The 12,359-nt window shown below is 71.7% G+C and carries 10 protein-coding genes; 4 read left to right on the forward strand and 6 right to left on the reverse strand.

What is annotated here, in order from left to right; all coding sequences use genetic code 11:
* The 4 genes from ACH442_RS09095 to ACH442_RS09110 all read right to left on the reverse strand — a co-directional run.
* Nucleotides 1–1,153: arginase family protein (locus ACH442_RS09095; RefSeq protein ID WP_396337394.1), on the reverse strand; the 1,153-nt coding region annotated here is incomplete at its 3' end.
* A 30-nt stretch (nt 1,154–1,183) separates the two neighbouring features.
* Nucleotides 1,184–2,122, reverse strand: a complete 939-nt coding sequence (locus tag ACH442_RS09100; protein ID WP_396337395.1) for a tetratricopeptide repeat protein — start codon at nt 2,120–2,122, stop codon at nt 1,184–1,186.
* 129 nt (nt 2,123–2,251) lie between these two features.
* The gene (locus tag ACH442_RS09105; protein ID WP_396337396.1) at nt 2,252–3,925 is read right to left on the reverse strand and encodes a methylmalonyl-CoA mutase; all 1,674 of its coding nucleotides are present in this window, start codon (nt 3,923–3,925) and stop codon (nt 2,252–2,254) included.
* 102 nt (nt 3,926–4,027) lie between these two features.
* On the reverse strand, nt 4,028–5,209 hold the full coding sequence (locus ACH442_RS09110) for an FAD-dependent oxidoreductase (RefSeq protein WP_396337397.1): 1,182 nt from the start codon (nt 5,207–5,209) through the stop codon (nt 4,028–4,030).
* A 56-nt stretch (nt 5,210–5,265) separates the two neighbouring features.
* On the opposite strand from ACH442_RS09110, the gene ACH442_RS09115 reads away from it, so the two are divergent.
* Nucleotides 5,266–5,850 (forward strand): PadR family transcriptional regulator, encoded by a 585-nt coding sequence (locus ACH442_RS09115; RefSeq protein ID WP_396337398.1) that lies wholly within the window; start codon nt 5,266–5,268, stop codon nt 5,848–5,850.
* Nucleotides 5,851–6,156: 306 nt separating this feature from the next.
* Here ACH442_RS09115 and meaB read toward each other — a convergent pair whose 3' ends face one another.
* Both meaB and ACH442_RS09125 read right to left on the reverse strand, forming a co-directional pair.
* Nucleotides 6,157–7,110, reverse strand: coding sequence for a methylmalonyl Co-A mutase-associated GTPase MeaB (gene meaB / locus ACH442_RS09120; RefSeq protein WP_396337399.1), 954 nt, complete (start codon nt 7,108–7,110; stop codon nt 6,157–6,159).
* A 109-nt stretch (nt 7,111–7,219) separates the two neighbouring features.
* Nucleotides 7,220–8,401 carry an acetyl-CoA C-acetyltransferase gene (locus ACH442_RS09125; RefSeq protein ID WP_396337400.1) on the reverse strand — a complete coding sequence of 394 codons (1,182 nt, stop codon included), beginning with the start codon at nt 8,399–8,401 and terminating at the stop codon, nt 7,220–7,222.
* Between the two features lie 84 nt (nt 8,402–8,485).
* On the opposite strand from ACH442_RS09125, the gene mce reads away from it, so the two are divergent.
* From mce to ACH442_RS09140, 3 genes are all read left to right on the forward strand, one after another.
* Nucleotides 8,486–8,983 (forward strand): methylmalonyl-CoA epimerase, encoded by a 498-nt coding sequence (gene mce / locus ACH442_RS09130; protein ID WP_396337401.1) that lies wholly within the window; start codon nt 8,486–8,488, stop codon nt 8,981–8,983.
* Between the two features lie 249 nt (nt 8,984–9,232).
* Entirely contained in the window at nt 9,233–10,555 is a 1,323-nt protein-coding gene (locus ACH442_RS09135) for a cell division protein DivIVA (RefSeq protein ID WP_396337402.1), read from the forward strand.
* Nucleotides 10,556–10,796: 241 nt separating this feature from the next.
* Nucleotides 10,797–12,299 (forward strand): Laminin subunit beta-1, encoded by a 1,503-nt coding sequence (locus ACH442_RS09140; protein ID WP_396337403.1) that lies wholly within the window; start codon nt 10,797–10,799, stop codon nt 12,297–12,299.
* Nucleotides 12,300–12,359: the final 60 nt, after the last annotated feature.

Consider the following 12,359-nt stretch of genomic DNA (forward strand, 5'->3'; position numbering starts at 1 on the left):
CGGCCGGAGTAGCTGCGGAGGCCGGAGTAGCTGCGGAGGCCGGAGTAGCTGCGGAGGCCGGAGTAGCTGCGGAGGCCGGAGTAGCTGCGGAGGCCGGAGTAGCTGCGGAGGCCGGGGAAGCCGAGGCCGCTGCGGCTGCGGCTGCGGCTGCGGAGGCCGGGGCAGCAGCGGATGCCGCGGGGTGGCGTCGGGGCTGGGAGGCGAGGTCACGCCGGGCGGCGACCAGGTCGGGCCGGGGCGTGACCGTCCGCACCGGCGCCAGCCCGCTCACCACCGCCGACGTGATCTCCGCGGCGTAACGCCCGTCCGGGTCGTAGTCCGGGTCGAAGACGGTGATCTCCACGCCCAGGCAGTGCGGCGACTCCACCAGGCCGGTGAGCAGCAGTTCCAACTCCGGGAAGGCGATGCCGCCGGGGTCGGGGGCGTCGACCGCGGGCATCACGGCCGGGTCGAGGACGTCCACGTCGACGTGCACCCAGTAGCCCGCGCAGTCGACGAGCTGGTCGCGGGCCCACTGGGCGCTGCGGGCCGCTCCTTCGACGCGGAGCATCGGCACGGGGCGGGTCACTATCCCGGCGGCCTGCAGGTCGAGCCGGTACTCGTCCTGCGCGCGGATGCCCAGCACCACCACGTCGACGTCACGAAAGTACGGCCGGCGGCTCTCGATCGCCGCCAGGTTGGCCTGGCCGCGGCCGGTGACCAGGGCCAGGTCCTCCCCGGCGGCCGCCCCCACGTACGACGCGTTGCCGGGGTGCCGGAAGTCGGAGTGCCCGTCGACGAAGACCAGGCCGATCCGCCCGCCGACGGCCTCGCCGAGCCGGTGCATGGCCAGCCCGGAGCCGATCAGGATCGAGCAGTCCCCGCCGAGCACGACGGGGAACTCCCCGCCGTCGATGATCGCGCCGATCCGGTCGGCGAGGGCGCGCGAGTAGGCGGCGATCTCGGCGGCGTGCGCGACCCCGTCGCCGGGTCGCCAGTCGCCCGGGTCGTAGCGCGGCGGGGTGAGGCAGCCGGCATCCCGGGCGGCGAGCTTGGTCAGCAGACCGTGGTCGCGGAGGGCGCCGGGCGCTTTGGCGCAGCCCGGCACCGACGTGGGCGTCGGCGGGCGCAGGCCGAGGTTGGACGGCGCGTCCAGAACGGCGATGCGTCGCACGACGCCCTCCCGCTGTGTCGAGTTGTCGGTCTAGAAAAGCGCGCTGGCCAGTGCTCTGCGGGCGCCGGCCACCGCCGGGTCGTCCGGCCCGGCGACGGAGAACAGCGACAGCAGGTGCTTGCGCACGGCCTCACGATCCTCTCCGCTGGTCCGCTTGACCAGAGCGACGAGCCGCGCGTACGCGTCGGCGGCCTGCCCGCTGAGCACCTCGACGTCGGCGGCGAGCCGCTGCGCCTCGATGTCGTCGGGGTCGGCCGCGGCCCGGGCCAGCACGGACGCCGGGTCCTCGCCGCCGATCCGCCGGTAGAGCTCGACCTGCGCGAGCCCGGCCTCGGCGGCCGCGTCGGCCGGCGACTCGGCGAGAATTTTCTTGTACGCCGCCTCGGCCGCGTCCAGGTCGCCGACCATCAGCGCGTCGTCGGCGGCGTCGAGCCGCGGGTCCTCCACCGGGGCCGCGCCGGAGTTGACCCCGGCGGCCTTGAGCACCGCGTCGATGTACTGCTTGACCTGGACCTCGGGCAGCACCCCGGTGAAGCCCTCGACCGGCTGGCCGCCGATCACCGCGAGGACCATTGGGATGCCCTGCACCCGGAAGACCTGGGCGAGCCGCGGGTTCGCGTCGACGTCGACCTTGCCGAGCACCCAGGCGCCCTGGCCCTCGACGGCCAGTTTCTCCAGGATCGGCGAGAGTTGTTTGCACGGCCCGCACCAGTCGGCCCAGAAGTCGAGGATCACCGGGGTGGTGAGCGACCGCTCCAGCACGGTGCTCTGGAAGTTGGTCTCGGTGACGTCGATGATGGTCTCTGGGCTCAGCCCCGGCAGGGTGCCGGGAACCCCGCCGGTCGGCTCGCCGTCGGTGTCGGCGGGACGGCTCGGCGCGGCGGGTTTGGCCGGTGCCGGGCTACGCAGCGCGCTGAGATCGACCGCGCCGCGGGTGAAGATCGACGGAGTGGTCCGTGGGTCGCTCATGGTTACCTAGTCTCGCACGCAGCCGGGCCTGTTCGCCCCGCCGCCGGGCGGGCGATATCCGACGTCACAACACTCCCGCCCGGCCCGTCCCCACCTGCCACTTTCCGTATCGATTCGTACTCGTGCCGATCAGAACCGGGCGGGCTCCCGGTAGACGCCCCACTCGCCGCGCAGGGCGTCGCAGATCTCGCCCAGGGTCGCCTCGGCCCGCGCCGCTTCGAGCATGGCCGGGATCATGTTCTGCGACGTGCGGGAGACGCCCACCAGCTCGGCGAGCGCGGCTTTCACCCGTACCGGATCGCGGTCCTCTTTGCGGGTCTTCAACGCTCGTTTCTGCTCGACCTCGACCTCGTGCGAGACGCGGAGGATCTCCAGTTCCTTGGCGACTGTTCCGGTGTGGGCGTTGACGCCGACGATCCGCTTCTCGTTCTTCTCCAGCGCCTGCTGGTAGACGAAGGCGGCCTCGGCGATGTGCGCGGTGAACCAGCCGTCCTCGATGCCGCGCAGGATGCCCGCGGTGATGCTGCCGTCGTGCCCGAGCCCGCGGATCCGCTCGAAGATCTCCTCGGCCTCGGCTTCGATGCGGTCGGTGAGGGCCTCCACGTACCAGGAACCGCCGAGCGGGTCGGCCACGTTGACCACGCCGGTCTCCTCCATCAGCACCTGCTGGGTACGCAACGCGATCTCGGCCGACTCGTCGGTCGGCAACGCGAGCGTCTCGTCGAGGGCGTTGGTGTGCAGCGAGTTCGTCCCGCCGAGGACCGCGGCGAGCGCTTCCACGGCCGTACGCACCACGTTGTTGACCGGCTGCTGGGCGGTGAGCGACACCCCGGCGGTCTGCGTGTGGAACTTCAGCCACAGCGCTTTCTCGCTGGTCGCGCCGTAGTCGTCGCGCAGGTGCCGGGCCCAGATGCGCCGGGCCGCGCGGAACTTCGCGATCTCCTCGAAGAAGTCGAGGTGCGAGTCGAAGAAGAAGCTGAGCCCGGGCGCGAACTGGTTGACGTCGAGCCCGCGGGACAGGCCGAGCTCGACGTAGCCGAAGCCGTCGGCGAGGGTGTACGCCAACTCCTGCGCGGCGGTCGCCCCGGCCTCGCGGATGTGGTAGCCACTGACCGAGAGCGGCTTGTACTTCGGGATCTCGGCCGCGCAGTACTCCATGAGGTCGCCGATCAGCCGCAGGTGCGGCTCGGGGGCGAAGAGCCACTCCTTCTGCGCGATGTACTCCTTGAAGATGTCGGTCTGCAGGGTGCCGTCGAGCTTGCCGAGGTCGGCCCCCTGCCGCTCGGCGGCCACCAGGTACATCACGAAGACCGGGACGGCCGGGCCGGAGATCGTCATGCTGGTCGTCACGTCCTGCAGCGGGATGCCCTCGAACAGCACGTCCATGTCGGCGGCCGAGTCGATCGCCACCCCGCAGTGGCCGACCTCGCCGAGCGAGTGCGCGTCGTCCGAGTCGCGGCCCATCAGGGTCGGCATGTCGAACGCGACGCTGAGCCCGCCACCGCCGGCGGCCAGGATCATCTTGTAGCGCTCGTTGGTCTGCCGCGCGTTGCCGAACCCCGCGAACTGCCGGATGGTCCAGGTCCGGCCGCGGTAACCGGTCGGATAGAGACCGCGAGTGTACGGGAACTCGCCCGGCCAGCCGATCCGCTCGAACCCGGGGTACGGCGTGCCGGCGGGCGGCCCGTAGACCGGCTCCACCGTGTTACCGGAGAGCGTGGTGAAGTCGGCGTCCCGCTTGCGGGCCGCGTCGTAGCGGCGCTGCCAGCGCTCCCGCCCGGCGTCGATCTCGGCTGCGTCCATGCGGCCATCCTAAGGGCTCGACTGAACGATTACTAAGGCTGAGCCTGATGGCGTCGCCTTCGGCGCCGCGGCATCGGCGGGCGCAATGCGTGCTGGTGGCGGTCAGGACGGCAGGTGGTCGAGGCGATGGTTCAGGATCCAGGCCTGGGGGTCGCCCTTGCGCATCAGCAGGCGGAACATGGCCGGCATCAGGGCGTCGCGGATCGCCGCGCCGACGGGACCCTGCACCTTGCTGCTGTTGCCACGGCGCCCGTGGGCGGCGACCTTCTCGACGCGGGGCCGGCGCGTGGCCTCGTACGCCCGCAATCCGGTTTTGATCTCGGGGTTCTGCCGCAGGCTGTGACCGAGGACGACCGCGTCCTCCAGGGCCTGTGACGCGCCCTGCCCGGAGGTCGGCGCGAGCGCGTGGGCGGCGTCGCCGACCAGCACGATCCGGTCGTCGTGCCAGACCCGGATCGGCCCGAGGTCCTCGGTGCTCCACGGGCCGACGATCTCGCCGCCGGCCCGGACGATCTCCGCGGCCGGTTCCCCCTCGAAGAGTTCCAGCAGGTGCGCCCGCCACGACTCCGGCGTGAACGAGCGCGCGTCGACCGGCCGCTTGCTCGGCGGGTTCGCGAACCACCAGATCGTGCCGTCGGGCGCCGTCGCCCAGCCGAAGAACGCCCGCCGGCCGAACGACATCCGCATCACCCCCGGTGGCGGGCCGTCCATCGGCCCGGCGGTGAACCCTCCGGCGTTCAGCAGCCCGAGATAGTGCGGTTCGGGCGCGGAAGGATCAAGAGATTTGCGCGTACGGGACCGAAGCCCGTCCGCCCCCACGAGAAGATCCGCCGACACGCGCCGCCCGTCGGCGAATTCCGCCTCGACCGCGTCCCGCCCGGTGACCGCCCTGGTCAGCGACGCCCCGTAGACGACCGGAACACCACGCGCCTCGGCCTCGGCGCGCAGCGACGCGTAGAGCTCCGACCGGCGGATCGTCGTGGTGACCGTCCCGTCCGCCTCCGGCCCGCCCAGGGGCAGCCTGACGAGCCGCTGCCCGGCCCGGCCGAACAGCTCCATGGTCGACGTCGGAAACCCCTTGGCCAGCACTTTCGCCGGATCGAGGCCGAGCGAGCGCAACGCGTTCAGCCCGTTCACCGCGACGGTGAGGAACGCGCCGCGCTCGTCGGCGACACCCCGCTCGGACCGTTCGTGGATCACCGGATCGAACCCGGCGCTCTGCAGGGCGATGGCCGCGGCAGTGCCGGCGACGCCACCACCGATCACGACAGCTTTTTTAGTCATGCCATGACTATCCATAAAATGACTAAGGAACGTCAAGGGACCGTACGCTGCTTGGCATGAAACGCTCCCCACTTGCGATGCTGCTGCTGGCGCTGCTGGTGGAAGCGCCCATGCACCCGTACCGGATGCAGCAGGTGATCAAGGAGCGCGGGCAGGACCAACTCGTCAACGTCGCCCAGCGCAACAGCGTCTACCAGGCACTCGACCGCCTCGTCCGGGAAGGACTCGCCCGCGCCGGAGAAACCACCCGCGAAGCCGGACGACCCGAACGGACCGTCTACGAAATCACCGACGAAGGCGAAGCGACCCTCCGCCGATGGCTGCTGGAAATGCTGCCCGCACCGGCCCGCGAATTCCCCGAGTTCCCGGTCGCGCTCGCCTTCCTCGCCCTGATCAGCCCGGCCCAAACCCGCGAACTGCTCAACCAGCGGGCCGAGACGCTCACCGAACGGATCGCCGCCCTGGCCGCCCAGGCGCCACCCGGCCTGCCACGGCTGTTCCTGCTGGAGGACGAATACCGGGCGGCGGTGCTGCGAGCCGAACTGAGCTGGTTGCGCGGCGTCGTGGCGGACCTGGACAACGGCACGCTGACCTGGGACTGGGCCATGATTCAGACCACGATGGCCCAGTTCCCCGCGTGAGCAGGCCCACCTGAACAGCCCGCACCTGAACAGCCCCCACCCACCACCGGGGGGCGATCCCAACGCCATTATCCCGCGCTGGGCGGATCTTGGCAGGCTGCCCTGTGGACAACCCACCGTTGTGGACAACGCCCGGACGCCCCGCCGAGGTGATAAGCCCGCAGGCCTCCGGCCGGCGCTCACCGTGCTTGTCCAGGCCCGGCAAAAACAGCCACGACCAGCCGGCGGCTCCCGGCCGGCGCCCGGCGTGATTGTCCAGGCCTGACGACAACGCTGACGACCAGCCGGTGGATCTACCTGACGGGGCTACAGGCCGGCGAGCAGTTCGTCGGCCGCGGCGTACGGATCCAGCGCCCCGTCCGCCACCCGAGCGGCGAGGGAGCCCAACGCCGTACCCCCGGAAAGGTCTCCGATCCTGGCCCGCAACGTGCCGAGCGCCAGCGCCGAGATCTCCGCCGCCGCCCGCCGCTCCTGACGGGTGCGCAGTTCACCGCTGTCGGTCAGCCAGGCGCGGTGTTTCTCGATCGCGGCGACCACGTCGTCCACGCCTTCGCCCTTGACGGCGACGGCCCGGACCACCTGCGGCCGCCAGTCCCCCGCGGCCCGTTCGCCGAGCGCGAGCATGCCCTGGATGTCGCGGTAGGTGTTGTCCGCCCCCGGCCGGTCCGCCTTGTTGATCACGAACACGTCGGCGATCTCCAGCACCCCGGCCTTGACCGCCTGGATCGCGTCGCCCATCCCGGGTGCGAGCAGTACGAGGGTGGTGTCGGCGAGCGAGGCGATCTCTACCTCGGCCTGTCCGACGCCGACCGTCTCGACCAGTACGACGTCGCAGCCGGCGCCTTCGAGGACCCGGACGGCCTGCGGGGTGGCGGCGGAGAGCCCGCCGAGCTGACCGCGACTGGACATCGAGCGGATGTAGACGCCCCGGTCGGCGGTGTGTTCCTGCATGCGGACCCGGTCGCCGAGGATCGCGCCGCCGGTGAACGGGCTGGACGGGTCGACGGCGAGCACGCCGACCCGGCGGCCGGCCAGGCGCAGGGCCTTGACCAGTTCGTTCGTGGTGGTGGACTTGCCGACCCCGGGTGCGCCGGTGAGGCCGACGACCTGGGCGCGGCCGGCGTAGGGGGCCATCGCGGCGGCGACCTCGGGCAGCGCCGGGTCACCGTTCTCCACCAGGGTGATCAGGCGGGCGACGGACCGGGGGTCGCCCTCCCGGGCCTTGACGACGAGGGAGGGCACGTCACGGGAGCGACTCACGAGGAGCCCCCGCGGGAACAGCGCACGGAACCAGCGATCACGCGGCCACCCGGACGAAGCACGGAACCAGCGATCACGCGGCCACCCGGACGAAGCGTGGAACCAGCGATCACGCGGCCACCTTGATGATCAGCGCGTCGCCCTGCCCACCTCCGCCGCACAGCGACGCCGCCCCGGTCCCGCCGCCGCGCCGCTTGAGTTCCAGCGCCAGCGTCAGCACCAGCCGAGCCCCGGACATCCCGATCGGGTGGCCGAGAGCGATCGCCCCGCCGTTCACGTTGACCTTGGTCTCGTCGACCTTCAGCTCGCGCATCGACTGGATCGCCACCTGCGCGAACGCCTCGTTGATCTCAATCAGGTCGAGGTCGTCGACGGTGAGCCGGGCCTTGTCCAGCGCGTGCCGGATGGCATTGGCCGGCTGGGACTGCAGCGAGCTGTCCGGCCCGGCCACGTTGCCGTGGGAGACGATCTCGGCGATCCAGGTCAGCCCCAGTTCCTCGGCCTTGGCCCGGCTCATCACGACGACGGCGGCGGCGCCGTCGGAGATCGGCGAGGAGCTGGCCGCGGTGATCGTGCCGTCGGGGCTGAACGCGGGCCGCAGCTTGGCCAGCGACTCGGCGGTGGTGTCGGGCCGGACGCCTTCGTCGGTGTCGATCGGGCCGGGGCTCTTCCGGTCGCCGGAGGGCAGCGGCGCGATCTCCTCGGCGAACCGGCCTTCGCGCTGGGCGGCGGCGGCCCGCTGGTGGCTGAGCGCGGCGAACGCGTCCTGTTCGGCGCGGCTGATGTTCAGCCGGGTGCCGGCTTCCTCGGTGGACGCGCCCATGGAGATGCCGGCCCATGGGTCGGTCAGCCCGTCGAGGGCCATGTGGTCCTTGACCACGGTGTCGCCGAACTTGACGCCCCGGCGCTGGTCCATCAGCAGGTGCGGGGCGTTGGTCATGGACTCCATGCCGCCGGCGACCACGATGTCGAACTCGCCGGCCCGGATCAGCTGGTCGGCCAGGGCGATCGCGTCGAGCCCGGAGAGGCACACCTTGTTCACCGTGACGGCCGGCACGCTCATCGGGATGCCGGCGCCGACGGCGGCCTGGCGGGCGGTGATCTGCCCGGCGCCGGCCTGCAGCACCTGGCCCATGATCACGTACTGCACCTGGTCGGGGGCGACGCCGCCGCGCTCCAGGGCGGCGGCGATGGCGTGCGCGCCGAGGGCGGTGCCGCTCAGGTGCTTGAGGTTGCCGAGCAGCCGCCCCATCGGGGTGCGGGCGCCACTGATGATCACGGAGCTGGTCACGGTCACGTCCGATCTGCGACGGCGACGGGTGGGGTGGATCACCCGGCCGGGACTTAACGATGAGTCAGGTCAGAGACTAATGGCATGACTGAGCACACATCGAGTACCGGCCGTTCCGAGAATGTCACACTCGCGGGCCTCGAACTGCTGCGGATCGACCACGTCGGCATCGCGGTGGCGGACCTCGACGAGGCCATCGACTTTTATGCCGATAAGTTCGGTTTGCGGTGTGTGCACCAAGAGACCAATGACGAACAGGGCGTACGGGAGGCCATGCTCGCGGTCGGCGACGGCACCGGTCCCCGGATCCAGCTGCTCGCCCCTGCCCGCCCCGACTCGGCGATCGCCAAGTTCCTCGACCGCAGCGGCCCCGGCCTGCAACAACTGGCGTACACGGTGGCCGACGTGGAGGCTGCCGCGGCCACCCTGCGGTCCCGCGGCATGCGGCTTCTCTACGACGCCCCGAAACGGGGTACGGCCGGGTCGAGGATCAATTTCGTCCATCCGAAGGACGCCGGCGGGGTGCTCGTCGAGCTGGTCGAGCCGGCCGGGGGCGTACCCCGGGCGGGTGAATCGGCCTGACGTGAGCCCGGCCGGCTGGCAGGATCGGTGCCATTGAGCAGGTCCGACGACCTCATCGGCCGGGTGACGATCACCCGAAGCCCCGAGTCAGCAGGTAGCGACGGGACGACGCGGGACCGCCCGGCGAGTGACGGTCGTCCCCCGAACGGCCCGGCACCCGCCCGCGCACCAGCTCAAAGCTGATCTACATTGGGGTCCGAGAGACACTCCGCCCTTGCATGTCCGCCCCCTTCTCGCCAGGATGGCGCAATGCCCCAGCAGCAGGATCAGTCCGTGGACTTCTTCGAAACCGCGAATACCCAGCACGACTTCACCGTCGTCCTGCGTGGTTACGACCGGCAGCAGGTGGACGGCCACATCGGCCGTCTGCTGGCCGCGCTGAACCAGGCCTATCAGGCCCGGGGCGAGGCCGAGCAGCGCATGAACGACGCCCAGCGCCGGCTCCGTCAGGCCGAGCAGCGGCTGAACGTGCTGGAGCAGAAGCTCGCCGACAGCAACAAACTGCTGGAGGAGAACAACCGGCCGACGCTCTCCGGGCTGGGCACCCGGGTCGAGCAGATCCTCCGGCTCGCCGAGGAGCAGGCCAACGACCACCGCAGCGAGGCCAAGCGGGAGAGTGAGGGCATCCTCTCCGCCGCGCGCCTCGAGGCTCGTGAGATCACCGACAAGGCCCGCGCCGAGGCCGCCGCGATGAAGGCGACCGCCGAGCGCGAGGCCGGCCAGGTGCGCACCCACGCCGAGCGGGAGGCCGCGGAGACCCGGGTCCAGGCCCGGCGCGAGGCCGACACCCTCCGGTCGGACGCGGACCGCGAGACCAAGCAGCTGCGCACGGTCACCGCGCACGAGGTCGCCGAGCTCAAGTCGACCGTCGAGCGCGAGGTCTCCTCGCTGCGGGCGACCGCCGAGCGGGAGATCACCCAGGCTCGCGCCAAGGCCGGCCGGGAGGCCGAGGAGAAGCGCGCCGAGGCCACCAAGATGCTCGCCGACGCCCGTGACAAGCGCGACAAGGACCTGCAGGCCCTGGCGCTGGAGATCGCCGAGCGCCGGGAGAAGGCGGAGACCGAGGAGTCGCAGCGGCACGCCGCTCAGCTCCAGGCCACCCAGAAGATGGTGTCCGAGGGCGAGGAGCGGGCCCGCGCCGCGGAGGACCGGGCGAAGGAGATCGAGCAGCGCGCCGAGAGCCGCCGCATCGAGTCCGAGCGCAGCGCCGCCGAGGCGGTGGAGAAGGCCCGCGCCCTGGCCGACAAGACCGTGTCGGAGGCTCGCTCCGAGGCCAACCGTCTGCTCAGCGAGGCCCGCACCGAGGCCGAGCTGACCACTCAGGCCGCCCGCCGCGAGGTCGAGGACCTCACCCGCCAGAAGGACGCGGTCACCAACCAGCTGGGGCAGATGCTCTCCGGCCTTTCCGGTCTGGTGCCCGGCGTGGGTGGTGCTCCGGCGGCGGCCGCTGTCGCCGCGGCGGCTGCTCCGAAGCAGGCCGAGGCCCCGAAGCAGAGCCAGCCGGCCGAGCAGCCCGAGCCGGAGGAGGCCGACGCCGGCGACGAGCCGGTGGCCGCCAAGACGAATTCGTAAGCTTTCCGTCCCGGTCGCTCCGGTTGCGTACTCCTCGGGAGTACGCAACGGTGAGACCGGTCGGTGGCTTTTGTGACGCAGGCCGTACCGGAGTTTCTCCGGCACGGCCTGATTCGTTTTGGCGCGTAGCCTGGGTTCCGCACGGCACCCGGTCGGACAATTCGCAACTACCCGCACAGTCCCGCTCAAGCCGGTGTGTAACCACATGCCGCAGGACTAGGCGTATGTGAGGATGGAAAGCATGTCGCACGGCGGTGAAATCTTCGGCCTCGGCGGGGACTCGGCCACCGAGCCGAGCTTCGAGACCGCTCTGCGAGGTTATGAGCGGAAGCAGGTCGAGAGATACGTCGCCCGTGCCGAGAACGAGATCTCCGCGCTGGCCGCCGAACGTGAGCAGGCATATTCGCAGATCCAGGCGATGGCCGCGCAGATCGAGCGCCTCCAGCAGGAGATCACCGCCGCCCGGCGCAACAACGGCATGAGCGGCGAGGTCTCCTTCCGGCACCTCGGTCCCCGGGTCGAGCAGATCCTCGCGCTCGCCGAGGAGCAGGCTGAGGTGATCAAGGCCTCGGCCACCGACGACATCGCCGGCCGGCTCGCCGAGGCGGAACGGATCCGGGCCGAGGCCGAGGCGCACGCGCACGACGCGGTCCGCGACTTCGAGGTGGCGCTGGCCGCCCGCCGCTCCGAGGAGGAGAAGGTCGACGCGGCCAAGCGCGCCGCGGCGGAGAAGGCGGTCGCCACCGCCCGGCAGACCGCCGAGCAGATCCGCACCGAGAGCGAGGCGCTGCTGGCCCGCGCCCGCGCCGAGGCGCAGCACCTGGGCGACAAGGCCGCGCAGGAGGCCCAGCGGGCCCGCGCCGAGGTGGACGGTTACGTGCAGTCCACCCGGGTGCAGGCCGACCAGGAGATCAAGGCGCTCCGCGAGAAGAACAACCAGGAGATCAACGCCAGGCGTACGGAGGCGGAGCGCGAGCAGTCCGACCTGAAGGCGGCCGTCGAGCACGAGCTGGCGCTGCGCCGGCACGCGGTGATCGAGGAACTCGGCCAGATGCGCGCCGGTGTCGAGAAGCAGTGCGCCGACCTGCGCAGCGAGGCCGACAAGTATGCGGAGGAGGTGCTGCGCCGCTCCGACGAGCAGGCCACCGCCACCCGTAAGGAACTCACCGCCCAGCAGGAGCGGATCGCCCAGGCCGGCCGTGAGCTGGAGGCCACCCAGGCCAAGATCACGGAGGCCGAGCGGCGTCTGGCCGTCGCGCAGGAGCAGGCGCAGGCGGCGGAGAAGGAGACCGAGCGGGTCCAGCTGGAGCTGACCGCGGCCACCAAGCTGCTGGAGACCGAGCTGGAGCGGGTGGAGGAGGCGAAGCGGGCCGGCGAGGCCGCCGAGCGGCACGCCGCCGACGTGCGCCGCCAGGTCCAGCAGGAGGCGAAGCGGGTGGCCGAGCTGGCCGCCGCCGCGGTGCTGGCCGCCGCCGCCTCGCCGGACGACTCGGAGCCCGAGCCGGTCAAGGCCGCCGCGCACGCCGCGGTCGAGCCGGTCAAGGCCGCCGGGCACGCCGCGGTCGAGCCGGCCAAGGCCGCCGCGCACGCCGCGGTCGAGCCGGCCAAGAGCTCCGAGCCGGTCAAGAGCCCCGGGCACGCCGCCGCCGAGCTGAACGAGAAGCCGGCCACGCCGGCGAAGGTGACCGCTTCGGCCAAGGTGACGGTGCCGCAGGCGAGCCGGGTGCCGGCCGACGCGGAGTAACGCGGCTGGCGGTCGTTGCGCCACAGCGATAACGTCCGGGTCTTCACGTTCCGCTGTGGA

The organism is Actinoplanes sp. NPDC020271, from assembly GCF_044388125.1.
GTDB lineage: Bacteria > Actinomycetota > Actinomycetes > Mycobacteriales > Micromonosporaceae > Actinoplanes.